Genomic DNA, 23914 nt, shown 5'->3' with positions numbered 1-23914 from the left:
ACCACCTTGATTCGCCGATCCCTCACATGATCAGCCTCACTAAGTACGGAGAGATGGGACTCCCTATACTTTGACATTTGTAACGAGTGTCAAATCTCGTCAACATCTATTCCTAATGGGAAGTCGATGCCGCAGCTCAAAGGCCATTTTCACTCAACGATTTTCTGCTTCTTTTCAGCTCCCGAAGCTCTCTGGAAGAAAATGATGTTGAATTACTTTCCTTATCATTGCATTTGTTCTTGTTATTTTCCTTATTATGCCACAACTTAGAAGTTTTTAGAAGCATGTAATGAATTGATAAATTTGCAAGCATCATTGCTTCTCCAGGAGAAACGAGCCAATGTACCTTTCCCCCTGGCTCAGCTTCAATAAGTTTTATGGTAATACTCGGTCCATTTCGCATTCCCTTCATTGTAGAACTCCCGCCAGACATCATTCCCGTTGTGGTATGAATCCTGCCAATTGTCGGTGGAAGTGTGATAGCCGTATTGCCAAATATCAGTCTGGCGATCATAGAAGCGACTCCACACATCCCCGGCATTCTCCAACTTCCGTTCTTCCTCAAGATAGGCGATCAACTCTTCCGCCCGTTTAAATTCGAGTTCAGATTTATCCATAATGGAATTACCGGTTTCGGTTGCCAGATTCATCAATTCCTCACTTTTTTCATCTGCTTGCTTCATTCCTTCTGCTTTCCATTCGTCCCACGCATCCATCATCCGCTGATATTCTTCTTCCCAATATTTTTCTAATTCCTGCTTTGAATTGACATAGGAAAATTCTCCATTCCCAGCCTCGGCCACTTTCTTCAGAAGGGTCTGGGCTTCGTTATCAACCTGGAAACCTATGATGTTAATAATCGGCTGGATTCCTTCGTCTGCTAGTTTTTTCGCTTCTGCCACAGGGTCGCTGCCGCATGTTTCAATACCATCACTTACGACATAAACAATAGATGCAGCCGCATCTTCCGGAATGTCATTTTTGGTTTCAGAAAGAGCTTTTCCGATTGGCGTCCATCCTTTGGCTTGCAGTTTATCCAATGCCACTGTCACCTTAGCTGAATCCGCCACGCCTTCATAAATTCTTTCCGTGTTCCCGCAGGATAATTCTTTGTCCTTATCGGCACTTGAGCCCTTATGGCCATAAACCCTGATTGATAACGTACTGTTTCCGGGGAGGGTCTCAATAAAACTGTTGATGGCATCCTTTGCTTCATCCATCCGGGTACCATTTTGGTTCTTAGCATTCATACTGCCGCTTGCATCCAATAAAATAGCGAAATGCGATTTTTTAGCTGCCGGCTCTTCTGACTTCTCGTCAGGACGGTTGACATTGACATTCACTGAAGGATCGAATTTAATAAACGTTTTCGTCTCCTCATGATAATCCTCATGGATCAAGGACAAGATTGCCCGTTCAATTTCATCCTTGTTTGCATCTTTCGGCAGTTCATCAAGCTTTTTCTTCGCTTTTTGTACATCATATTGGTCTCCGCTTAAAGGACCCGGCTTTCTCATCAGTTGATTCTCAATCTCCGTCAGTTCCCTGCCTGTGTCTGGTTTTTTATAATATTCCAGTTCTTCATTCCACCACTGTTCAGTTGGTTCTTCCTTTTTCACTTCTTGTTTTGGGGATGCATCAGCTTTTTCACCTGTTTCTTTTTTGTCTTCAGAACCGCAGCCTGCCAGAATAATCGCTGCAGAGCATATCAAAGTCATTAATTTTTTCAAAGCGTTTCCTCCATTATCATTCTTCATAACTATGTACCTACTAAATCATTGTAAACAAAATCATGACTGGATGATGATCTTTTTTTACAAATAGAGGGAATTCGATACTTTATACCCCTTTCTAGTTGAGACTAAACTACTATGATGTTTTTTACACTCAATACAAAATATGGGGATTATGATATGATTTTTTCAAAAGAACTGATGATTCGGAAAGGATGTACCCACGTGTCAGACCGATTAATTTACCTCATTTCCGGCCCAATAGGGGTTGGAAAATCAACCACATCAAAAAAGCTCGCACAGAATGTGAATAATTGTGTACTAATTGAAGGGGACACTATTCTTGATATGTTTGGTTACGGTGCAGGAGCATCCTGGGAGGAACGCTTGAGTCTCACTTGGGAGCATATCCTGGCACTAACAAGAGGTTTCATCCTGAAGGGCTTCAATGTGGTCATTGACTTTGTGGTTGAAGAGGAATTTGACTGGTTTTGTAAGCAGCTATCAGATTTGCAGGTTACTATGAAATATATCGTTTTGAAGGCGACCGAAGAAACACTGATAGAACGCATTCATACGAGGGGAGACGAGAACTCTATTGATCGCTCTCTGTATCTATTGAACAAGCTGCAGTCAAGCCCCAAAAACCAACCCTTTCTTTGCGAGACCACCCATAGACAAACAGCAGGGATTGTGCACACTATCATCAAAGACCCTGGTTTTATTGTTACGACTTACATCCAAAGTTAAAAATATGCGCGAAAGGGGGGACGATTACATGTCCATTTTAATCAGAAAAGAAGGGGCTGAAGACTACGCGACTACTGAAAAGATTGTTGAGAAGGCTTTTAAACATGCAGAATACAGCGATCAAAAGGAGCACTTCCTCGTCAACCGGCTCAGGACTTCAGATGCGTTCATACCGGAGCTGTCACTTGTTGCTGTTAATAAGGGTAAGGAAATAGTCGGTCATATCATGCTGACGAGGATACAAATAGAAAACGATGCAAGTACCACAGAGTCTCTTGCACTCGCTCCTGTTTCTGTTTTGCCGGGTTATCAAAATAAAGGAATCGGAAGTACACTGATCCGGGCAGCCATTGAGAAGGCACGGGAACTTGGATATTGCTCCATCATCGTACTGGGGCACAAAGATTATTATCCGAAATTTGGATTCGAACGGGCTTCACGGTGGAATATCAAAGCTCCATTCGAGGTTCTGGATGATGTGTTCATGGCTTTGGAATTAGTCGATGGCGCTCTTGAAAAAGTGCATGGGACTGTGCGTTATTCAAAGGTGTTTTTCGAATAGCCGTTTTTAACAGCAGTCATTTTTGCTGAAGTTTTGTGATTCACCCGCCTATGGGGCCGACCGAAGAAACTCATCAGCTAATTCCAAAACAAAAGCATAAGCAAACAAGCTTAATGGCATCAGATTGACAATCAAAGCAACTATTCTTTTCACTATATTTTCTTTGCTGAACATGGAAACGATACTCAATGGGATGCCAGCCACGGAAAGGAGAAATGCAATTGTCCCCATATCATTTGGTCCAGATGCATAAATCGTGACAGGGATAACAACAATCGTGACGATCGCTATAGAAAATGAGATGGTAGTGAAGATTCTTAGCTTATTCCTATCCATTTGATACACTCCTCAACCCCATCCTCAGAAGCAGGGGATTTATCACCATATAAGACTCATAGACATAAAAACTGCAACAACGATATAAAAATAACCTGACTTCAGTTGTTTGTCCTTTACTTGTTGTATCCCCCATAGTAAAAATATGATAGATAAATAGGCGAAAGAAACATACAAAGGAACCTGGACTCCTTTAATAAAAAAATGCGTGAAGCCGAGCCCGATGCCTAATAGTGCAAGGACTAGATTCACTTTTCTTAAAAGCCTCACTTATTTCCCCTCCTCTTTATTGGTTATGGCCGAATGGTCACACAACTATCTACCAATTATTTCAATAATAACTTATCTTCTCAAGACAATTTTCATAAAAAAAGACTTCCCTGATATGGATAAGTCTCATTCTGAAGGAGATTCCCAACAGAACCTGGGTTGCCGGGAAAAAGAATCAATGAATATCCCTCTTCTTGAAATTCCCGCCCTTCACTTCTGCCACTTCATATACGGTGACAAACGATTCCGGATCGATTTCGTTGATGATTTCTTTTAGTTTTGTTTCTTCGAGGCGGTTGATGACGCAGGTGATTTCTTTGAATTTCTCATGTGAATAACCACCGTATGCTTCTTTGTAAGTGGCACTGCGGCCTAACCGATCACGGATGGTTTCGACCATGAGTTCCGGTTCCGTCGTGATGATTTGGAAGGTTTTCGATCCACTCAGACCTTCTTCTACGATATGTATGACTTTTGCAGCAATGAAATAAGCAATGGCTGAAAGGATGGCTCCCTGCAGGCCGAATACTGTTGAAACGATCGCAAATACCCCGACATTCAGCATCAGGATAAAGTCATTTGTTCCAAACGGCAGTTTTCGGGAAAGCAGTACTGCGAGCATATCAATGCCATCCAAGGCACCGCCATTTCGCAATGCGATACCCAGACCAAGTCCGAGGATAATCCCACCGACAACCGTGACTAACAGCGTATCCCCTTCAATGATTGCAGGCGTATGATGCATCAATTTGGTCCCGATCGCCAATGATGCGATTCCGAGTATCGAATTGACGGCGAAACTTTTACCGATTTGTTTATATCCAAGCCAGACAAAAGGGATATTCAGTAAGGCAATCAGCACCCCGAGCGGCAGGCCAAACAGCTTTGAACCGACGATACTTACACCGGTCACTCCTCCATCCGACACGTTATTTGGGATTAATACGGTTTCCAGGCCATAAGCAGCAATGAATCCCCCAAGGATGACCATAAAACCCCGGAAGATCAACTTTGCTTTATTACCGGCCCTGTGCTTTTTAATTGTACTCATGTTATTCCTCTCTTCGTTCCTGGTGTATTTTATAGTTTATCATACTGACTGGTTTTTTGTCGTAATGAGGCACAGTATATTGGGGCCGTCCCTTTGTTCATACACCTGCAGGTATAATGGACGGTAAATCTAGTTTTTAATAATATATTTTTATATTTGATAATAAATGGTTCGGTTTTGATAATATTTCCGGATTTTTGATAATAACTTTGTTGTTTTTGATAATAAAAATAATGCCTGCCCCCTCAATACCCCTGTATAACTCCAACGTTTCTTGCCAATAGGGGATGTCAGTCCATTACTAACAAAATGATTACTAAAAACCACTCATTCAATACCCAACCTAACAAAAAACGGGTCAGGGAACCTGTCCCCACGACCCATTCACGACCCGCAACCCTACCTCCTATTGCCAATTCTCCTGCCTGAAGGAGGAAAGTGATACATTAAAGCAATAAGCAAAAATACTAGCCCGCAAGCTATAAACACATAAGATAACGCTTGTGCTCCTGATGTTGTAGCTGAAAACATAAACCAGCCAACTATTAACTGCAGAACTGCCAGAACTGGCAGGTAAAGACTGTAGAATCTTTTTCTACTAATGAATAGATACCCTGCCACCACCAATACATAGACCATGCTTATTGCCAACACGATCGGGAATGTCGGCTTGAACTTGATTGCATAGACAAAATAATCAAGTTTTGAAATGTCACTTCCTTCTTTTACATCACCGGATAAAGGAGTGGAGTACTCCCATTCAAAGGGTCTCTCCACTATCTCTGATCCTTCAAACAACGTTGCAAACAATGAAAATAACAGGACTGCGACCCCAAGTCCTATTTGGGTTACGACACGATTCACTTTTATCCCTCCTCATATCTGGTGCGGTTCAACCGCCTCAAATTTAACCTTACTGGACGGATACACATCCGCAAACCACCGCAGGACCCCATTATGATGATTGATAATCTGCTGTGCAGTCAATTCACCTGAATCCCAAGTACTGTGTGCATCAGAAATTAACGTGACCTTGTACCCCTTGCCGAATGCACTCCGGCAGGTCGTATCCACGCACGCTTCCGTCTGGATGCCTGCAAGATACAGATGGTCGATGCCAAGATTATTCAATTCGCTTTCAAATGTCGTGTTAAAAAACGAATCCGGTGTTGTTTTTTGAATGACCAAATCCTTGGGAATTGGTTTGATATCATCGTGTATTTCCCAAGCTTCAGTCCCATACTCAAGAGGCTTACCAGCAGGTGCATTATGCTGGATGTAAATGACCGATATTCCAGTCGCACGTGCTTTCTCCAGCAAAGTTTGCAGAGTGGAAATCAGATCTTCGCCTTTGAATACAGGTGCTTCATCAAGGAACATACCTTTTTGTACATCGATAATTACTAAAGCGCTGTTCATTTGTTCTCTCCTTTATCAACATTCTACCTATGTAACCGCCTTATTCGTGATTAGAATATAAATGAGAACATTTTACGCATCACTCGGAATGGTTACCTCTTCTACTATATTCACATCCCAGGCAATGATCGTGGTACTGTCTCTCACATGATTTTCTTTGATTATCTCAAGCAGAATCTTTATTCCCTCGTTCAATGGCTGGTTTTTGATAGCTTCATAGATTTTTTCAGCCCTGCAAAAAGGGTCATTCGGGCATTCAACGAGGCCGTCAGTCGTTAACATGATTCTGTTCATACCTTTTCTCAGTTCCCTCATACCGCTGCTGAAACAAGGGACTGCCTGATCGAATGTATTAACTTGTCCAATCCATTCAAAGAAGTGTCTCTGATTGACTTGATACTGCCCGAGGCCTGCAAGCTCTGGATGAAAAAGATAGGCGATGCAGTCGCCGACCGAGAACCACCACAGATATTTATCTTTTCTCAGTACGAGGAGACAGGCCGTCTCACCATCTACTTTACGGCAGGAAGAAAGGAACTCTTCTTCTTGAAAGATTGTTAAAATTTTTCCCTCTATTTTTTGGAGCGATAGTTCAAACGATAAAGACAATATTTTTTGAATGTCCCTTTTATACTTATAAATTTGATGGACGACCAGCTCCGCACTATCTGCTGATTGATGTGCATCCATCAGTACAGCAAATTCCCAATTCTGTTGTTCGTCGGCCCAGATTATGCATCCATCTTCATTCTTGTATTGACCTGCCAGCGAATTTCCTCCAAAACGGCCCAATGAGATATGGTGAACAGGTACGATGCTGATGGTATCCACGAAATCGTTTTGACTGCCTATCCAGTTGTACTCTTTTAGTTTATTATTCATCATGTATTCTCCAAGTCACATTTTTCTATTTACTACCAATTATTTCAAAACAATCTGGCATATTCAAGAAAAATTTCAAAATCCTTCAGAAGTCTTTTTTACATAATTGTTTTCAAAATAATACAGCACCGCTGAGGAATCGGGTACAATAGAAATAGATTCATCCAGTAACCTTTTTGAACAATATTTTCTAATGGAGAGGAAGTAATCAAAATGGGAGCATCTGAAAAAATCACCATTCAGACCACTGTACAGGCACCGGTAGAAAAGGTCTGGGCATACTGGACGGAACCAAACCACATTACCAAATGGAATGCGGCTTCGGATGACTGGCACACCCCGTTTGCCGAGAATGATTTGCGTATAGGCGGTAAGTTCCTTTCAAGGATGGAAGCGAAAGACGGCAGCTTCGGATTTGGTTTTGGCGGCACATATGATGAGGTCAAAGCAAACGAGGTCATCGCGTATTCAATGGAAGATGGAAGGACCGTCATTATCACCTTCAAAGCAAATGGCGACAAAACTGAAATCGTGGAGACGTTCGATGCGGATTCCGAGAACCCTGTTGACATGCAGCGGCAAGGTTGGCAGGCGATACTCGATCGGTTTAAAAGTTATGTAGAAAACTAAGAGAAAGAGCCTCTGAATAACCAGGGGGCTCTCTGTTTTTCTTTCCAGTTTTAAGCATGGCAAATTCCCAACCGGGTATGTCGGGCAAAATTCCTCAACTAGAGACCAAATTCCTTAATTATATTCGTTAGCAGGTGATTTCATGTCAAACTCAATCGTACAGTTAAGTCCATACTCAAAGGAATGGGTAAACAAATTTGAATATGAGAAAGATCAGATTTTGAAAGTGGTCGGTACTGAAATTTCAGCTGTCGGGCACATCGGCAGCACCTCAATAATAGGTTTAAAAGCCAAACCAATTATCGACATCATGGTCGGTATAGACGATCTGAACCGAACAGAAATACTTATTGAACCTCTGTGTCAAATTGACTTTGAGTATGTTCCAAAACTGGAATTAACAGATAGAAGGTTTTTCAGAAAAGGTTTGTGGGGCAACGGAACCTGTCATTTGCACGTTTGTGAATACCAGGGTACTGAGTGGAGTGAGAAATTACTATTTCGGGATTATTTAAGGATCCATCCCCAGGCAGCTGAAGAATATGCCCGGCTTAAAAAGGAGCTTGCCGAGAGGTTTAAGTTTAATAGGCCAGCGTATACAGAGCATAAAGAACCGTTTATCAGGGAGATTATTGAAAAAGCTAAATTGAAATTTTCATAATTGGGATTCCTACTAAATTGGATGTCCAAAAGAGGAACGGACATCCTCATATCCCTCTAGAATTACTGGGTAAAGCCATTTTCCATTCATCTATCAAAACGCCCATCTCCCACAAGCTCCAGTACTCATCACCGTTTCTCCTGGCATCCCGGAGCAGAACCTCTTTATTAAAGCCCGCCTTTTCATAAGACGATGGCAGCAGTGTTAAAATCGAACACGCCGAGGCTGACCCTGTGTAAATTCAGTTCTTCAAATGCAATCCGCAAAGCTTCCCTGATCATCTCTTGGCCAATGCCTTTTCCTCTTGTCTGCAGGCTGCCAACCAACACTTTCCCGATACGGGCCGACATATTGGTTCGATCTATTTTCCCCAGTGAAATATGACCGATTGCTTTATCAGTCTCTTCATCGACAACCTTTTAAATCAGGGTATCCCCCTCTTCATTATTTGCGTTCTCAATATAAAGTTCCAGTTGTTTGTCATCCAAAGGATAATCGAACTCCGGCCCTCCCCACTGCAGTAAAAACGAAGGCGAATCGATCCACTCAATGAGTTGATCAAAGTCAGATCGGTTGAAATACTCAAGCTTGATCATATCTGTATTCTCCTTTTTTTAATGAGACATAGGGTGCTGCACTAAATAAACCGCCGTCATTATGCTGAAAATACCAAGGGAGGCGATAATTGGATTCACCCGCACTCATTTTAATCTCTTCGATTTTTGAAAACTCTCCACTGCCAGTAATCGTAAAAGGAACGGTCAGGCTCTGAAGCAAGAACCCTCCGAATATCACCAAACCTATACTATTCAAAAAAGTCCGTGTCCCGTTTTTCTTTGGATCCGGTTGATAGTCTGGTTCTGTTTGATAATCTAATTCCATGCTCCCGCCTCTTTTCTTTTGGGTATTTTACAAGTACGGTTGAAGAGACAGGAAGGTTCCAAAAGGTACACTTGAAATTAGTTATCATTCATAGAAAACCATATGCCCTTTTTCCTTCTTATAATAAACCAGCCTGTCCCCCAGTGTCCCTGTATGAAATTCAAATTTGTGACCATCTGGATCGGTAAAGTAAACGGATCTTTTATCTCTGTCATCCCGAGGTCGGCCCGGCAGGATATTGACATTCATTTTCATTAACTTATGTACGATTTCATCAAATTCAGCTTCTTCTACTGTAAAGGCAGTATGCGTGTAAGACCGATGGATTTCGTTCCGCGGTATATCCTTTTCTTCATTGAGGGCCAGCCACATTCCGTTCAAATCAAAATATGCCGTCCTGCGGCCTTTCACCAGCAGCCTGGCATCGAATACCCTCTGATAAAATACGATGGATTTTTCTAAATCAGATACTGAAAATAAGAAATGATTGAGACCTTTTATCAACATCTTCTCACCACCCTTAATTTTGGCTTAGTCCTGTATCCTGTTCAATAAAACGCCCAACTACCTTACAGAACAACTCTTTCTCTTCTAAAAATGGATAGTGGCTGCTTCCTTCAAAGATTGCAAGCTGCGAATGCGGAATTTCTTTCGCCATTTCAATCGAGTAAGAAACCGGACACTGAACGTCGTGTCTGCCGCACAAGATAAGGGCAGGTGCGGTGATCAACTTTAGCTTTCTCGATACATCGAACACATGCAATTCCCTGCTAAAGTAACTCAGCCTGACACCTGACATTTTTTTGTGGATGGGTAGTGAAAAGTATTGGTCATACTTCTCGGGTTGAAAAAGGGATAATTTCGTTCTTTCCTTGCTGATCCTCTTTCTTTTTGATTCACTCAAACCTTTTTGTTTCAGTGTCTCCATGTATTCCTGCATGATTTGAAACTTGGGATGTTCAGGATTGTAGATACAGTCTTTTGAAAACGTCATATACTCCCTCGCTGCCGCTCCGGTGATGATCATATAGGAGAGGCTGTCCGAATGATAAATTCCATATAGGATTCCCAGCATCCCGCCGGTTGAATGGCCGGCAAATCCCCATTTTTCAAAACCGAGGCTCTCTCGTATGGCTTCTAAATCAAAGATTGTTTCCAGCATGCTCAGCTGATACGGTTCGAGTGCTTTTTCCGATGCCCCGGCTTCCCTCAAGTTCACCAGGATGACCTGGTAGCCGGAAGTGAAGGTTTCTGCAAAATAGTCACCCGTTTCATTGAACTCTGAGTAGTGGTGGGTGACACAGAGCGGCGTACCACTGCCTTTTATGAACACTTCGAACGTACCGCGGGGTGTTGTAATCAATTGCCTCTCCCACGTTTGCATATATACTTCTCCTTTCTGAAATACCTTATGATCTGGTTGTTCTGACCGGCATATGGCATAAAGAAAATTCGACAACAGGCGCAATTATCAGGAAAGTGGCGCAATAAATCAAAAAGTAGCGCAATAAACAGGATTCCTGCGCAATTATTCAAAAACCGGCGCAATTAAAATTAATATATTAATATTTTCGGTTCTGAGCCTCTAAATACCTTATATATATTGTTTTTAACTTCAAGGAGCGAGCACCATTATGACAAGTCCAGCCGACTTAATCAGTTTTTTTTCCATTTTTCAATAAAAAAAGGACAATTCTGTCCTTCCTCTTCACTTAGACCTCCACTCTTCCCCATGCTTCCGTACAAACGCTATGTCCTTCTCATAATGCTCGACATGCCCCTCATCCAGCATCTTTTGAAAAGCGCCGTCGCCTTCTTCGGCTTTTCGCTTAATCGTCTTGCATATCCCTTCCAAACGCAGTAAGACCATGTTCACAAAATCTTCTTCAAACTCCATCCCGTAGCCTTCAAAGAACAATTTCACTCTTCGTTTGATCCGTCCAGCATCCCTATCAGATTGATAGACTACTTCCTCCCCCGCTTCAGAATGATAATGCCTGCTTAACGGCACACATGTGTATAGCGTGTAGGCGATGTCGTACATCCTTGGTCCCGGACCAGCTACATCAAAGTCGATGATCCCGACCGGCTTTTTTTGATTAAAAATAATGTTGTAAATGGCAAAATCGTTGTGGCAAAGGACCTCATATGGCTGCGGGGTGTTATCGATCGGCTGCCAGTTATCATTAAATGGAAAATCGCTGACCGCGTCATGATAAAGACTCAGCATGGCCGCAATCCCCTCCAACGCCTCATCAGACCACATGTACTCCTTTAAGGGATAGTTGCCCGCTTCTCCTTCTATAAAAGAAAGGATTTCCCTGCCTTTATCATCGATCCCCAAGAATGCTGGAGAATATCTATATCCTTTCTTCTCCAAGTGCTTTAATAGTTTATGAATTTTGGAGCTTTCCGGTTTTAGTTCACGGCGGACCGTGTCATTCAACCGGGATACGCTTGAGACATTTCCTCCGGTGAGTGCCTCTTCGTTTTCTTGGTTTAACATATGTTCACCTCCATTAATGTTACTTTTTTAGTAGAGGAAGAACTTCATCAAAAAAGTCATTGAAATCATCCAGATGATGATCCGCAATATCCGACTCCCCCTGAAACATGCATGCAGCAATCCCCAATTCCTTTGCCGGCAATAAATCCAAATCCCTGTCCCCGATGGCGAGGTCAATTTTATTTTTCGTATGTAAATGCTGGTATGCCGCCGGATGCGGCTTGCGGGGGAACCCGTCGTCGATCGTGACGATATCGGCAAAATAATGCGTCCAGCCGTAATGATCGAGTATCGCAAGGACCCCGTCCCTGTCTTTATGGGTCATGATGACATTCCGGCCGGCAAACTTCAGTACTTCTTCGACTCCGGAAAAAGGCTTCATATCCACAGGAGATAATTCGTTCTTTAGTCGCTCAATCTCCTCTACCTGATCAGCCGATATGTTATAAAACTCGATAGCATGAGAGTATGAAACTTTCAGTTTGTCATAGACTTCCTGCTTGTCAGCCCTATCCCCCAGCACTTGAGAGAGAGTGCGGGTATATGCAGGATATGTATCAAATAATGTTCCATCAAAATCCCATAGTATGTTCATTTGTACCATCCTTTCTTCTTTTTAATAGTACGATGGCTGATCCCTCTTTATTTTAGTAAAATAAGGGCTTAAGAGAGAGCCGAAAAAACCAAGGAAAAATCCAACCCCAACAGTCAGAAAAATATTAGAAAATGGTGAAAAGAATTGGACGAAAATCCAGAATGGGCAAATCATAAGCAGGCTATTCACCAATCGTCCACTCACCGTAATATAATGATTTTGACCGCAGCCGTGACAGCAAAAAGGCTTATATTGCGGTCCCAATATGTAGCGATAGACCTTTTTCCAGCCGAATGTTGAATGACAATTTTCACATTGAGGCAGCATGGTAATTCTCCTTAAGTACGATTAAGCGAGACATTTGATTTACTCACTTTTGAAAAATTTACTTCCATGGCCTTTACAATGTACCCGCATACTCCTGCACACCGAAAATATACAATACCCCAGCAATCCGCCAAGCGTATTCAAAATCAGATCATCCACATCGAAACTGCCGAATTTAAAAACAAATTGAATCAGCTCAAATAGTAAACTCAAGCACAATGTGGCAGCAATAATATTCTTTATAGTTGAAAACCTTTTTGTTAAAAGCGGCAGCATGAAACCGAACGGTGCAAAACCAATCATATTACCAACCAGATTTTCAACCCGGATATTTAAATTGACATCTGCTAAGTAAAAATAAAAAATAATTGTCTTTAAAGGGATGAAATTATGATTACCCAAATATGCATGATCACTGTTAAAAGTAAAATGTCTGGTGATCTCTGAAAGCGGCAAATGTTTGAATAAGATTAGTTTTGAAAGAATAAGCAGGTAAATGGCCAAAGTTGTAACTAATCCTATTTTTAATAAATATTTCCGCATTTATTATTCCATTCTTTGTAAACAAATGGGATATCCGGCATACTCCCTCACTCCAAAATACACTTCAGTAACTCCTTATGATCCCTCGACAATTTTATCAAATCAAAACTCCCCCTGCTGATTAACTCCTTAATACGTTCCGCTTCATCCCAAGCCAACTCATAATGAGATTGAGCAATAGTTCCTTCCAATAAAGCTTCTTCAAGTTCATTTTCATCCAAGACAATCAGTTCTCCTGATGGCAATAAGACCAGGTCCAAAAACAAATCGTCCATCCATGGGATACCGGATTCCACTCCACTGCGCAAGGTGATATCGATGTACCATTGAACAACCTGTCCCTGGGCATCGAACACCGTTGTCATTACATGATGTTTATCCTTAGGGAATTGCTGCAGCCACATGTAGCCGTCGTCCACAATACAAAGGGTGTCATTGCCGTAAGGGACTGTTAACGGTTGTGAGACTTTCACAGTATGAAGCAGGGTTATGTAGCCCTCGAATTCTTCAGTATTAAGATGGGTTTGGGCATATTCCTTGTTTAATACCCGTTTCCAGCCGGAACGGTCACCGAACTTTCTTTTGAGCATGCGCTACCTCCAAAGTATGTATCCGAATCTCAGGATTCAGGTGCTGTCAAACACTCAGCTCGGCATCACTTTAAACCATCAATCACCTTTTCGATTTCGGTATCATTTTTATTCCTGAAATCTTTTATCAATGCGCTCTTATATTCATCCCATTTATCCACTTCTTGATCTGGTGTTCCAGCCTCAGCCGTCACCTTGTCATATAACTTGTTCTCCAAAAGTCTTCCCTTAAAGGAATCATAGGCATAATCCCGGTAATATTCTTCAATCGAAAGATTCAATTCCTTGAGGTCGTTAGCAAACTTCTTATTTTGAACTTTTTTGGCTGTTTTAATCTGGTACTCTATTGTTTCCTGAATCTCTTTATCCGAGACTGATAGTCCTTGAGATTCAGCTTCTTCCTTCAAGATGTATTCGTCTATTAATTGCTCTATGGCCTGAACTCTAACTTCTGCCGCTCCAGAACCGGTTTTCTGCAAAGTCCCGACTCTCTTCTCAATTCTTTCCTCAGTCAAGTACTCATTAAGGCCTGCAGCTGCGTTACCGTTCGCTCCTGGTCCGCAGCCAACCAAGATTGAAATAATGAGGAACATGACCGCCAACAATTTCTGCAATAACTTTTCAACCTTTCTTTTTTTATTGAATAGGCACTCAACCCGATTTACAACGTCAATACTCCTCAATCGTCTTCCTAAACCCATAAAATTTCCGATAATCCTGATCTTCGTAAAAGGTCCTTGATGTCGATGATCCGAGCAGGTCAATCCTCGTTTTCGGGTAGAGGTGATGGACGAATTTAATCAGCTCGGACCCGATTCCCTGTCCTCGGTAATCCTTGTTGATCAGCACTTCGCAAATATAAGTCGTTATGTTTAAGTCCGTGAATCCCCTCACGTATCCGGCCAGAGTATCACCGTCGTAAACCAGGAATCTTATATTTGAATGAAGCCAAGCATTCTTCGTGTCTTCCTTCTTTTTCACGAGATTATTCCATTCCTCTTCTGCATTCAGTTGGTTTACCTGAGCAAAATCAGCTTCCTCAAACTCTTTCAATCTATATGAGTTTCCATTCTTTAACGATAATTCCTTCATTGGAACTTCCCTCTTTCTAGTTATTTCTTTCACCCAGGAACTCCGTCTCAAGCTCCTCTTCTATGACCTTTCCGTCAAAATAAACCCTATAGGCCTTTGCATCGGGGCGTGAACTGACGATTTTATGTATGCTCCCGTCAATGTAATGAACAGCCGCTCCGTCATTGGCAGCAATGCCTTCGCCCACTTCCCCGGATTCAATAAATCGATGGTATGCAGGTCTCCTTTCCGCTTCTCCATCGTAATGAGGGCAGTTGCTCCCTTTTAAGAATCCGAGGCATTCCAACGTTTCCAGCCCGTCGCCGTATGAATCGGTCACACCTTTTTCAAACCAGCAGATCGATCCCGCACTTATCCCTGCCAGGATGATTCCCTGCTCCAGCGCCTTTTTAAAAATAGGGATGAGGCCCCATTCTTTCCATAAGACCAATAGATTCTTGGTATTTCCGCCTCCTACATAGATGATATCTTTCTCTAGTAAAAATCCCTCTAAGTCCCTTGTCGGCGGTTTAAACAATGAAAAGTGGGACGGCTGGCAGTTTTCTTTTTCAAAGAAATCGTAGAATCTGGTGGTGTATGAATCCGAGTCACCGCTTGCGGTGGGAACAAAACATACCTTCGGATCTGATTTATCTGATTGGGCAAGTATATAGCGGTCCAATAATGGATTCTCCGGTTCCATAGAGAACCCTCCGCCGCCAAGCGTGATAAGTTGTTTCATCTGATTCACAGCCTTTCGTTGGTTTAGATGATAAACAGGACAATCATAAGAAAGATACAAGTCGCTACACTTATATATCCATACTCTGTACGTCCTTTTTGAAATTCTTCCAGTCCCATTACCAGGAGCATGACACCTATTACGAACAGTGTGTATGGCTGCAGCCAGAAATTATCTGTGAAAAATCCGTATAGTGCCATGACTAACCCAATCATGGCCAGACTGATTCGCAAAATTTTTAACATCGATTTATTCTCCTTAACTGTAAACGGTTTAACCCGGTTTACATTTTCCCTTCCTTTATCCATCTCCTGATCTGTAAGCTTCCGAAAAGAGATACCGCAAGAAGGATAATCATAGCAATGACCCAGAGACCCAGCCTGTCGATTTCCCGCAGTCCGCCTGCATACATCACTGTGAATGTAGAAACTCCGGCAAACATGATATAGCAGAAGACATTAGGGATAATCCAAATCATCCGTAATCGTTGATTTTTCTCCATTTGGACAACACAACTCCTTAATGAGAGTTTTATGAGCATGCTGGACATCTTCCTTTATTCAAAGCAGTGGTTTTGTCATATCCATCATCGGTTTAAATCCGTTCTTTTCATAGACGCTTCTGCCAGTTGAACTGGACCAGAGCCTTGCCCGTTTGGCTCCGTTTTGTTTGAGCCATACACACACTTCATCGGTTAATGTAGAGGCGAGACCGTTATGGCGGTGATTCTCAAGCGTATATACGGAAATTACCCAGCCGAATAGACTTTGCTCTTTTGCAAGCGGATAAGGATATTCTGTCCTGAGAAGCCCTCCTGCGCAGGCTGCAATCTGATCACTTTCATCCAAGGCCACCCTGAACATCAACTGTCCAGCTTCCGATTCCCTTATAAATAGGCTTTTCACTTCTTCTATCCTATGTATATCCGGTTTTGGCATGTCGTCTATTTCACACATCTCGCATGCCATTCTGTACCAATGGTCAGCCATGAGCGGGATTTCGACATCTGTCGCATTTCTTGTCCTATACATGGTGAACCTCCTATCATGCTGTTACTTTAAGCTTCACTCATCGTTTAAAAGTGGGTCAACGCAGCTGTCCCCCCTGCCCGCTACATGTCCCAGGCAGGATGATGGTGAACGTTGTGCCATTGCCGAGTTCGCTTTTGACGATGATTTCGCCTTTCATACGTTTGACGATTTGGTAGCAGACGGTGAGGCCGAGGCCTGTTCCTTTTTCTTTTGTGGAGTAATAAGGGCTTCCAAGGACTTTGAGTTGTTCCGGGGGCATACCTGCTCCGTTGTCTTTGATGGTGATGACGATCTGGCCGTCTTTGTTCCGTGCTGCAGCAGCCATTATTTCACCGTTTTCCTTTATGGCTTCGATTGCATTTTTCAGGATATTGATGAAAACTTGCTGGATTTCAATCTTCAAGCCTTTCCCCATAAGCCCTTCCTCGATGTCTTTCTTTATTTCAATACTATTCATGACTGCATACGTGGACATTACTTCGACGGATTCACTCATCGCCTCGCTCAGACTGAAGACTTCGTATTCTTCTGTCTGCGGCTTGGCGAGTGAGAGATATTGATTGATCACTTCCTGCGCCCGGTCCAGTTCCTGGATGGAAATCTTGATGAAGGTTTTTTGTTCCTCCGACAGACCTTCTCCCTGTAGGAGCTGCATGAATCCTCTGACCGTCGTCATCGGATTCCGGATTTCATGTGCGACTGATGCCGCCAACTGACTGACCACATTGAATTTTTCCGCTTTTATCAGTTCCTTTTTGATCCTTGCCTGCTCCAGCCTGTTTTCGATGAGATAAATACTGATTAATAGTGTCAGCCAAATAACCACTGTGGAGCTCAGCAATAGCGGAAGCTGCTCCAGCATACCTTTTAAAAGCAAGAAAATGGCTCTTGTACCCGGAACCAACAAATAAAATAAGGTAATCATAAGAAGCTTCTTCTTCCATTCAGCTTTTCTATACCATTTTGAGAATGGGATAAGGAGCAAGCTGTAAATCGCATAATTCACCAGTAAGTTAACGAAGACATGGCCGGTAAGAAAACTGAATGCCAAGAGTACGATCACCATGGCATATCCCGCTCTCTTTCCTCCATAGATAAAGGCGAGGATGACCGGGACCACTTTAAAGTCATACACATATCCACTGGAATAAACCACGGGAAAAACCATCGTAAACACGACAATCACCATATTCATGGCCAGAAACTGCAGATTGAACCCTTTTGGGCCAAGTTCTGATTCCCTTGCAAACATCTGAAACAGAAGAATAGTAAATAAAATAAATACAACATGCAAAATTAAATGGTGGACCGTCTCTAACATACAAGAACCCCTTTAGGACAAAAGCACGATATTTTAGTCATCTACCCTAAAACTTCGACATCTTTTTCCATTTCCCTTCTGGATATTGACAAAAAGAGCCATGGGGACAGGTACCGCGACCCATTTTTACCTAGCGGTCTTATCGGAGATCAGAAACAATTAATCTAATGGGCTGTGACAAAGTTTACACGCCCGCATAATCAGGCATTCAATTTCACATAATAATTGGGTGATACGTGCCCAAGCTGCTAGATGGGCATGAACCTAAATAATAAGGATTGGTTTCCCTATGATATACATATACAACGACTTTGGCGGTACTCATACAACATCCCTTGCCGCCGCATACCACTTAAAAAAACTGCCTCAGTCCGAAAGAGTACTGACATCAGAAGAAATATTGAATGTACCGTATTTCAATCAACTTACAAAGAAGGATTTCGGAAAGCTGATTTTTCATGGAATCGATGATGAGGGCAACCCGGTGTATACAATCGGAAAAAAGCGAAACAAACTCGTAGTGCCGGCATTAAAGGAGTTGACGATGGTACTTCAGCATAGATTCCATTTTGATGAAAAAATCATCTTCTCCAACACTTCACCCACCGTCCCGATTCCCATGTCCATCGGCGGATTCTTATCGAGAACGCTGAAAATTGATTCGCTGGGAGTGCCTTTATTGGTAAAAGGTGCTCAGCAATGCTGCGACAACATCTATCGCTTGGTGGAAAATACGAAAGAAACAGCAAAGATCCCTTGCAGGGATAATGTGATTGTTTTGGAGAATGAGATGTTTAAGTAACTTGGATGGAGCCGGAGATGCATATCGGCTCCTTTCGCACAAGAATATTGCCAAATGACTGTTATGCAGTATCAGACCCGGTTTTCACCGTTACCGCGGATGTAAAGCAATCTTCGTTTTGTGCGGATAAGTAATCAGCTCCTTAGAAATCCGCAAAAACGTCAATGATTTTATCGCAAATGTCATGATGCGCGGTCCCGTCAAAATTAAGTAATACCGCCACTCCCAAGTTAAGCTCTGGAATGATAGACATCAAAGTCCGGACAGCCATCTGGCCGCCTCCATGTTCCACAACCCTCACACCTTTATACTCGTCTGTAAACCATGCAAGTCCATAACTTCTGACCTTACTCCCGAACTGCCACTCCTCGCTTACAAGATGAACCGACTGCTGCATTTCCCCAACTGATTCTGAAGATAAAATATCCGGTTGTTTTGTCAAATGAAAGGAAAGATATTTCGCCAGATCATTCGCTGATGAATACAAATATCCAATCGGGGCAGAGAGTTTGTTTTTTGGAAAAGGAGTTTCGATTTTCTCCTTCCCAAGATAGTACCTGGCGCTGTTTGCATCTTTTTCAACTTCATGCGGGTCACTCATGGTTCGTTCCATATTCAAGGGCTTCAGGATTTCATCTTTTAGATGTGCCTCCCATTTTACTCCTGACACCTTTTCAAATAAGTCGCCCAGGATTACATATGCATCCGTACAATAGTTCCAACCCTGTCCAACCGGGTATTCCAACTCTACTTTTTCAAACCATCTCGTGATATCTTCTCTGGTTTTCATGGAATCGATCTCTTCTTCGGTAAGGTTATAGTAGTCTAATGCTTCTTGAAATTCAGTCGGGGTATCCGAAAATATTTCTCTGACATTCGGAGCCGTCATATTACCGATCCCTAAATTTGAAGGAAAACCTGCAGTATGCGACAAGACGTGGCGTATCGTGATCACATCGCTTTGCTGTTTATCCTTCGTTCTAAAATATGGGAGATGCTGAACAACTGAATCATCCAATGAAACCATGTTGCTTTCGACTAGCTGCATGATGGAGATGGCCATGAAATTCTTTGAAATACTTTGAATGCTCATCACAGTGTCTTCATCAATCGGCTGGTTGTCAGGCTGAATCCTTGAGTATCCAAATCCTTTGGAATAGATGATGTCGGAACCTTTTACAATGGCGACACTCACCCCGACCCCATCCTGCTCAATCATGAGCTGATTGATATAGTCCGATATGCTGTCTAGTTTGCTGGTGATTGATTGATTCATATAGGACTCCTTAATGATATATTTTAAATTTCTTTAAAGAAGGCTTTTTTGGTAGGCGGCCAGCACGGAGATGAGCAAACAGAATGGGCTCTCATTAGCTATTAGGAAATCAAAAGAACAGCAAAGAAAATTCGACAAGATGCTCGATAATTTGGAAAAGCGGCACAATAATTTGAATAAGGGGCACAATTATATGGAAAGTGGCACGATAATTTGAATAAGAGGCGCAATTATTCTGAAAGCGGCACGATAACTGCTTGAATGCACTTCGAGAGGGTCAATATAAAGTCACTCTTTATAAAAAGTGAGGCTTAGTCTGTAAAATTCACTCCTGTCAGTCTTAAAAATAGCAATTCAAGTTTATTTCTTTTAAAAGACCAGAATGTTAGATTATTACAATCGTCACAACTGCAGTGATCGCCACAATGCCAAGTGAAGCAATCAAGAATGGGGTCAATTTTAAATCAAATACCGTCACGGCCGTATCCCTTGGAATCTTCACTGCATACTTCATGAACACTCTTTCTTCATTCACTGGATGACTAGAGTAATACGGCGAGAAGAAATTGATGCAGAGCAGAATAAAGCTGGTTACAAAGAATGTGTTAATGAGGCTGAAATGATTCAGGGTCCCAATCAAAACAGTAATCGTAATGAATAATATAAATAAAAACAAACTCATGAAAACAAATAAGGTCAATTGATTAAAAGCTGCAGAAAACCTTCGGTACACCCAGTTATCAAACTTTTCCCATCCCTTTGAAAGCATAACAATGGCTGCAATTCCTAAGAATATATTACAAAACGCTAAAATTATCATGGCTCCCCACCTGCCCCCATCGATGCTAAAATGATTCCAAATAGTTTCAAAACAGTCATGTCACTTACTTAATAGCAGACCAGCACACTCTTTAATACTTCTCTCCTCTTTCCTACTCTGCTTCAATGTCAAAGCCTGTATAATGCTCTCCATCTACAGCTACTTCAACTTTCCAAACCCCTGCTTTTCCCAGGGCAAATTTCGCTCCGCTCCTGTTGTTGTTTATCACGGCTTCATAGAGTTCGACGGTATCGTTCGATTTCTTGTGAGTAGCCGTCATTTTATATTTTTTTCCGTTAAAATCAGTCGAGCCATCTAAAAAATAAACTTCATAATGCCTGCCCTTTCCAACCGGGAATGGGGGTTCTTCGGATGTTCCATTCACCTTAACGATTTCGAATTTGCCTTCTGTACCTTGCATCGACACTTTTTCAACTGGCTCGGAGTCCAATATGGCTGTTTCATCACTTTCTTCCCTGCAGCCGGTTAAACAGACTGCCGCAAAAATGCAAAACATAAAGAAAACAGGTTTCAATTTCACACTAAGTTCCCCCTTTCCGGATGAATAATGACGAACTTTGCTGGGTCAAGGTACCTGTCCCTCCGGCTCATTCGCAGCCAGCTCATCGACATAAGGCAGAACATAACTCTTGTATTCCTCCGTTAATCCATCTGGCAATTCATTCAGTTTAAAATACTTTAACTCTATGGATTCTTCCGGGTCCATACAAATCTCCCCTGTTGCATCCCTTGTAACAAATACTGCAGTAACTGAATATAATTCATCTCCGTTTGCTACTTTAAAATAGTAATCAGAACCTGAAAATATGCCCAGCAGCTTCAGTTCACCCACTTGGAGTCCGGTTTCCTCTTTCACTTCTCTCCTTGCCGTATCCTCCAAGCTTTCCCCGAGTTCCATCAATCCGCCGGGCAGCCCCCAGCCGCCGTCGACCCTATGCTGTAAGAGCAGTTCATTGAATTCATTCATGATCAAGGTAACGGAGCCGGTTAAGATCAATGGTCTGCTTCCGACTTTATTCCGCAGGTCTTTTACGTAATCCATATGTAGTAACCTCCTTGGCGAACTTTCGGTGAATCACTTCATGGTGATTCCCAGCAGGTGATCGGAAAATAAAATAAACTCTTCCAGATATGTAGGTTCGTTCGGTGAAGAAAATGGTATAAGCTTAACGTCTTTCAAATAAATACAAGCAGATAGATTGACGATAGCCTTTTCCTTAATATCAATTTCCGGTCTAATCTCGTACTCTTGCAATGAACGACCCAGTATAGGTTCCTCTTCCAAGTGTTCTGCCAGCTCCATCTGAAAATCAGCTTCGATCAATGCGGATTGGGTTACATATACCAGCTTGTTTGCTTTTGGATACTTTTCTTTAAGTTCCTCGATTTTTATCTGCAGTTCCACAATGGTTAACTTTTTAAAGTCAATTGCCTCTTCTAATTCTTTACCTTTCATGGCTTCCTCCTAATTTCTATGGAATGGTAATTTGATAAACGGAATGTAGCTACTCCATCCTCTTTACTGATAGAGTATTTACCTGTGCAGGATCCGACTCCCTGATTTGCCCGTCATATCCCACTTTTATCTTGTCACCTACTTGAAAGTTCACTGTTTTATTCACTGATAGATCGATAAATACCCGCCCAGTGATATTCCCGTTTTCAACTTGGACTATGGCTCTGTTTTCAAAGATTTCTTCTATCTTACCTTTGAATGATGCGGAAACAACATTGTTTTTGTCCCCCGATCCAGAGGTATGACATGCCGCCAGTAAAAAGCACGTCAAAACAAAGATACATAATCTCATAGAGAGTTTCACTGAACCTTCCCCCCATGTATAAATTTAATCAAAAAACACATCTTCCCCTGGATGGTACAAATGTCTGAACATCATCTTAATCTGCGACTCTGTATTCCTCGCTACTGATAACGGCGGCAGTTCATCTTCCGCAAAGAAACCGACGGCGCTCGTTTCGATTCCTTCTTCCGGCTTCCCTCCGATGATGTCACACAGGATGAATAGTTTATACACATGATAAGGCGACGGAGGATGCGGGTGGCATTTTTTATCCAGCACACCAAGCAGTTTCACTGCCTTTACATCAAACCCGGATTCTTCCTTTACTTCCTTTACTGCTACTTCACCCGGTGAAAGTCCAATGTCACCCCAGCCGCCGGGAAGTGACCAATCGCCGTCAGTCGTTTCCCTGACCATCAATAGTTTATTTTCCTTGAATACTACCGCCCGGATATCAACTTTCGGGGTGGCATACCCTGTTTCATTAGCAAACAAGTCCCTTATTAAAGTCTCATTCGCTGCTGTATGCTTCGCCATCATTTCCACGCTCATATCCCGGATCATTTCAAATCGTTCCAAATCATATACATCCCTGGAATAAGTCAAACCTGCCTGCGAGATTGCCTGCAGCTGCTTCGCCCATTCCAGCCATTTCGGTTCCACAAAGAATCACCTCACCTTGATTGTACCAAATATTACCTGCGAGTAATCAGTAAAATCAGAATATCATATAACAAACTTTTTTCACGCAAAGGATATTTTTCTAGATGTATCGAATGTAGAAAACGGTAGCTGTTCTACCGAGAACCTAAAATGGAGGAATTTTGATTAGGAGAAAAGAAAGCTCGGAAGGAGTGATGACAATGGAAAACCTTGGTCCTGCCCTCACAAATATCGCAGTTGCTTTGTTATTAATCGGATTGAACATTCCCCTTTACAAGGGAAAAATAAAGATGAACCACTTCTATGGCATGCGGATCGGCAAATCATTCGAGTCTGACGAAATGTGGTTCAAAATCAACAGATTCGGGGCTAAACGATTTATTATGTGGTCCATCCCTTTGCTGATTGCAGGGATCGTCTCCATTTTCCTAGCCCCTTTTTCCGAACCGTTATCCATCTTCCTGACATTCATGCCATGCCTGATCATCATCATTCCCACAATTCAAGTCTTACTCTACTCCAACAGGATGTGATGCGGGTCAGGGGGACAGGTCGGGACCACTGAAAAAGTCGCTTTCTAAAACCCTTCTGTTCATCCGTTTTCCCGTTTTAATCAATTATCACGAAAAAG

Annotated in this window: 35 protein-coding genes, 1 pseudogene and 1 other annotated feature (1 of these 37 cut by a window edge); of the genes and pseudogenes, 6 read left to right on the top strand and 30 right to left on the bottom strand. The window is 42.3% G+C overall.

Annotated features, from left to right (window positions below):
* Nucleotides 1-237: a binding site (T-box leader), on the bottom strand; it reaches 26 nt to the left of the window's first position.
* A 128-nt stretch (nucleotides 238-365) separates the two neighbouring features.
* A complete protein-coding gene (locus ACKA06_RS14735; RefSeq protein WP_411159995.1) occupies nucleotides 366-1730 on the bottom strand; it encodes a VWA domain-containing protein in 1365 nt (454 codons plus the stop codon).
* A gap of 228 nt (nucleotides 1731-1958) precedes the next feature.
* Between ACKA06_RS14735 and ACKA06_RS14730 the strand changes: the two genes are divergently transcribed.
* Both ACKA06_RS14730 and ACKA06_RS14725 read left to right on the top strand, forming a co-directional pair.
* Complete coding sequence (locus ACKA06_RS14730) at nucleotides 1959-2483, top strand: AAA family ATPase (protein ID WP_411159994.1); 525 nt, start codon at nucleotides 1959-1961, stop codon at nucleotides 2481-2483.
* Nucleotides 2484-2511: 28 nt separating this feature from the next.
* Entirely contained in the window at nucleotides 2512-3045 is a 534-nt protein-coding gene (locus ACKA06_RS14725) for a GNAT family N-acetyltransferase (RefSeq protein WP_411159993.1), read from the top strand.
* A gap of 48 nt (nucleotides 3046-3093) precedes the next feature.
* Here the strand turns inward: ACKA06_RS14725 and ACKA06_RS14720 are convergent, their stop codons facing one another.
* The 6 genes from ACKA06_RS14720 to ACKA06_RS14695 form a co-directional block, all read right to left on the bottom strand.
* Complete coding sequence (locus tag ACKA06_RS14720; RefSeq protein ID WP_411159992.1) at nucleotides 3094-3381, bottom strand: 2-acyl-glycerophospho-ethanolamine acyltransferase; 288 nt, start codon at nucleotides 3379-3381, stop codon at nucleotides 3094-3096.
* A gap of 42 nt (nucleotides 3382-3423) precedes the next feature.
* Nucleotides 3424-3651, bottom strand: a complete 228-nt coding sequence (locus tag ACKA06_RS14715; RefSeq protein WP_411159991.1) for a hypothetical protein — start codon at nucleotides 3649-3651, stop codon at nucleotides 3424-3426.
* Between the two features lie 175 nt (nucleotides 3652-3826).
* The gene (locus ACKA06_RS14710; RefSeq protein ID WP_032088268.1) at nucleotides 3827-4702 is read right to left on the bottom strand and encodes a YitT family protein; all 876 of its coding nucleotides are present in this window, start codon (nucleotides 4700-4702) and stop codon (nucleotides 3827-3829) included.
* A gap of 399 nt (nucleotides 4703-5101) precedes the next feature.
* Nucleotides 5102-5566, bottom strand: coding sequence for a DUF4306 domain-containing protein (locus ACKA06_RS14705; RefSeq protein ID WP_411159990.1), 465 nt, complete (start codon nucleotides 5564-5566; stop codon nucleotides 5102-5104).
* A gap of 12 nt (nucleotides 5567-5578) precedes the next feature.
* Nucleotides 5579-6121, bottom strand: coding sequence for a cysteine hydrolase family protein (locus ACKA06_RS14700; RefSeq protein ID WP_411159989.1), 543 nt, complete (start codon nucleotides 6119-6121; stop codon nucleotides 5579-5581).
* A gap of 72 nt (nucleotides 6122-6193) precedes the next feature.
* On the bottom strand, nucleotides 6194-7003 hold the full coding sequence (locus tag ACKA06_RS14695; RefSeq protein WP_411159988.1) for a protein phosphatase 2C domain-containing protein: 810 nt from the start codon (nucleotides 7001-7003) through the stop codon (nucleotides 6194-6196).
* 213 nt (nucleotides 7004-7216) lie between these two features.
* On the opposite strand from ACKA06_RS14695, the gene ACKA06_RS14690 reads away from it, so the two are divergent.
* Nucleotides 7217-7633 carry an SRPBCC domain-containing protein gene (locus ACKA06_RS14690; protein WP_411159987.1) on the top strand — a complete coding sequence of 139 codons (417 nt, stop codon included), beginning with the start codon at nucleotides 7217-7219 and terminating at the stop codon, nucleotides 7631-7633.
* A gap of 142 nt (nucleotides 7634-7775) precedes the next feature.
* Nucleotides 7776-8294 (top strand): GrpB family protein, encoded by a 519-nt coding sequence (locus ACKA06_RS14685; protein WP_411159986.1) that lies wholly within the window; start codon nucleotides 7776-7778, stop codon nucleotides 8292-8294.
* A 46-nt stretch (nucleotides 8295-8340) separates the two neighbouring features.
* Here the strand turns inward: ACKA06_RS14685 and ACKA06_RS14680 are convergent.
* The 16 genes and pseudogenes from ACKA06_RS14680 to ACKA06_RS14605 all read right to left on the bottom strand — a co-directional run bounded on the left by ACKA06_RS14680 (nucleotide 8341) and on the right by ACKA06_RS14605 (nucleotide 17902).
* A pseudogene (locus ACKA06_RS14680) lies at nucleotides 8341-8890 on the bottom strand (GNAT family N-acetyltransferase).
* Entirely contained in the window at nucleotides 8877-9176 is a 300-nt protein-coding gene (locus ACKA06_RS14675) for a hypothetical protein (protein WP_411159985.1), read from the bottom strand. The pseudogene ACKA06_RS14680 and the gene ACKA06_RS14675 overlap by 14 nt, the downstream one beginning before the upstream one ends.
* Nucleotides 9177-9260: 84 nt before the next feature.
* A complete protein-coding gene (gene fosM / locus ACKA06_RS14670) occupies nucleotides 9261-9680 on the bottom strand; it encodes a FosM family fosfomycin resistance protein (RefSeq protein WP_411160048.1) in 420 nt (139 codons plus the stop codon).
* A 16-nt stretch (nucleotides 9681-9696) separates the two neighbouring features.
* Entirely contained in the window at nucleotides 9697-10560 is an 864-nt protein-coding gene (locus ACKA06_RS14665) for an alpha/beta fold hydrolase (protein WP_411159984.1), read from the bottom strand.
* A 324-nt stretch (nucleotides 10561-10884) separates the two neighbouring features.
* Entirely contained in the window at nucleotides 10885-11682 is a 798-nt protein-coding gene (locus ACKA06_RS14660) for a phosphotransferase (RefSeq protein WP_411159983.1), read from the bottom strand.
* A gap of 19 nt (nucleotides 11683-11701) precedes the next feature.
* The gene (locus tag ACKA06_RS14655; RefSeq protein WP_411159982.1) at nucleotides 11702-12277 is read right to left on the bottom strand and encodes an HAD-IA family hydrolase; all 576 of its coding nucleotides are present in this window, start codon (nucleotides 12275-12277) and stop codon (nucleotides 11702-11704) included.
* A 21-nt stretch (nucleotides 12278-12298) separates the two neighbouring features.
* Entirely contained in the window at nucleotides 12299-12604 is a 306-nt protein-coding gene (locus tag ACKA06_RS14650) for a TIGR04104 family putative zinc finger protein (protein ID WP_082921310.1), read from the bottom strand.
* A gap of 39 nt (nucleotides 12605-12643) precedes the next feature.
* Entirely contained in the window at nucleotides 12644-13147 is a 504-nt protein-coding gene (locus ACKA06_RS14645) for a VanZ family protein (RefSeq protein WP_411159981.1), read from the bottom strand.
* 47 nt (nucleotides 13148-13194) lie between these two features.
* Complete coding sequence (locus tag ACKA06_RS14640; protein WP_032088253.1) at nucleotides 13195-13737, bottom strand: DUF402 domain-containing protein; 543 nt, start codon at nucleotides 13735-13737, stop codon at nucleotides 13195-13197.
* 65 nt (nucleotides 13738-13802) lie between these two features.
* Nucleotides 13803-14420: a SurA N-terminal domain-containing protein gene (locus tag ACKA06_RS14635; protein ID WP_411159980.1), complete on the bottom strand. Its 618-nt coding sequence runs from the start codon at nucleotides 14418-14420 to the stop codon at nucleotides 13803-13805.
* A complete protein-coding gene (locus tag ACKA06_RS14630) occupies nucleotides 14407-14829 on the bottom strand; it encodes a GNAT family N-acetyltransferase (protein WP_032088251.1) in 423 nt (140 codons plus the stop codon). Before ACKA06_RS14630 ends, ACKA06_RS14635 begins: the two co-directional genes overlap by 14 nt.
* A 16-nt stretch (nucleotides 14830-14845) precedes the next feature.
* Nucleotides 14846-15550, bottom strand: a complete 705-nt coding sequence (locus ACKA06_RS14625) for a Type 1 glutamine amidotransferase-like domain-containing protein (protein ID WP_032088250.1) — start codon at nucleotides 15548-15550, stop codon at nucleotides 14846-14848.
* Between the two features lie 23 nt (nucleotides 15551-15573).
* The gene (locus tag ACKA06_RS14620) at nucleotides 15574-15795 is read right to left on the bottom strand and encodes a hypothetical protein (RefSeq protein ID WP_411159979.1); all 222 of its coding nucleotides are present in this window, start codon (nucleotides 15793-15795) and stop codon (nucleotides 15574-15576) included.
* A gap of 38 nt (nucleotides 15796-15833) precedes the next feature.
* Complete coding sequence (locus ACKA06_RS14615) at nucleotides 15834-16052, bottom strand: hypothetical protein (protein WP_064563216.1); 219 nt, start codon at nucleotides 16050-16052, stop codon at nucleotides 15834-15836.
* A 58-nt stretch (nucleotides 16053-16110) separates the two neighbouring features.
* Nucleotides 16111-16581, bottom strand: coding sequence for a GNAT family N-acetyltransferase (locus ACKA06_RS14610; protein ID WP_411159978.1), 471 nt, complete (start codon nucleotides 16579-16581; stop codon nucleotides 16111-16113).
* A gap of 55 nt (nucleotides 16582-16636) precedes the next feature.
* On the bottom strand, nucleotides 16637-17902 hold the full coding sequence (locus tag ACKA06_RS14605; RefSeq protein WP_411159977.1) for an ATP-binding protein: 1266 nt from the start codon (nucleotides 17900-17902) through the stop codon (nucleotides 16637-16639).
* 289 nt (nucleotides 17903-18191) lie between these two features.
* On the opposite strand from ACKA06_RS14605, the gene ACKA06_RS14600 reads away from it, so the two are divergent.
* Nucleotides 18192-18704, top strand: a complete 513-nt coding sequence (locus tag ACKA06_RS14600; RefSeq protein WP_411159976.1) for a DUF3189 family protein — start codon at nucleotides 18192-18194, stop codon at nucleotides 18702-18704.
* A gap of 142 nt (nucleotides 18705-18846) precedes the next feature.
* On the opposite strand, the gene ACKA06_RS14595 is transcribed toward ACKA06_RS14600, so the two are convergent.
* The 7 genes from ACKA06_RS14595 to ACKA06_RS14565 all read right to left on the bottom strand — a co-directional run bounded on the left by ACKA06_RS14595 (nucleotide 18847) and on the right by ACKA06_RS14565 (nucleotide 23283).
* Entirely contained in the window at nucleotides 18847-19980 is a 1134-nt protein-coding gene (locus ACKA06_RS14595; RefSeq protein ID WP_411159975.1) for a serine hydrolase domain-containing protein, read from the bottom strand.
* Nucleotides 19981-20365: 385 nt separating this feature from the next.
* Nucleotides 20366-20800: a hypothetical protein gene (locus ACKA06_RS14590; RefSeq protein ID WP_411159974.1), complete on the bottom strand. Its 435-nt coding sequence runs from the start codon at nucleotides 20798-20800 to the stop codon at nucleotides 20366-20368.
* Nucleotides 20801-20912: 112 nt separating this feature from the next.
* Entirely contained in the window at nucleotides 20913-21341 is a 429-nt protein-coding gene (locus ACKA06_RS14585) for a cupredoxin domain-containing protein (protein ID WP_411159973.1), read from the bottom strand.
* Nucleotides 21342-21386: 45 nt separating this feature from the next.
* Complete coding sequence (locus ACKA06_RS14580; RefSeq protein ID WP_411159972.1) at nucleotides 21387-21863, bottom strand: NUDIX hydrolase; 477 nt, start codon at nucleotides 21861-21863, stop codon at nucleotides 21387-21389.
* Nucleotides 21864-21896: 33 nt separating this feature from the next.
* A complete protein-coding gene (locus tag ACKA06_RS14575; protein WP_411159971.1) occupies nucleotides 21897-22277 on the bottom strand; it encodes a hypothetical protein in 381 nt (126 codons plus the stop codon).
* A gap of 49 nt (nucleotides 22278-22326) precedes the next feature.
* Complete coding sequence (locus tag ACKA06_RS14570) at nucleotides 22327-22641, bottom strand: DUF3221 domain-containing protein (protein ID WP_411159970.1); 315 nt, start codon at nucleotides 22639-22641, stop codon at nucleotides 22327-22329.
* A gap of 24 nt (nucleotides 22642-22665) precedes the next feature.
* Nucleotides 22666-23283, bottom strand: a complete 618-nt coding sequence (locus ACKA06_RS14565) for an NUDIX hydrolase (RefSeq protein ID WP_411159969.1) — start codon at nucleotides 23281-23283, stop codon at nucleotides 22666-22668.
* Between the two features lie 200 nt (nucleotides 23284-23483).
* On the opposite strand from ACKA06_RS14565, the gene ACKA06_RS14560 reads away from it, so the two are divergent.
* A complete protein-coding gene (locus ACKA06_RS14560) occupies nucleotides 23484-23816 on the top strand; it encodes an SdpI family protein (RefSeq protein WP_411159968.1) in 333 nt (110 codons plus the stop codon).
* Nucleotides 23817-23914: the final 98 nt, after the last annotated feature.

This window comes from Rossellomorea oryzaecorticis, assembly GCF_045897515.1.
Taxonomy (GTDB): Bacteria; Bacillota; Bacilli; order Bacillales; family Bacillaceae_B; genus Rossellomorea; species Rossellomorea enclensis.
The sequence above is the reverse complement of the archived record's forward strand: the minus strand, read 5'-3'. Positions and strand labels throughout refer to the sequence as shown.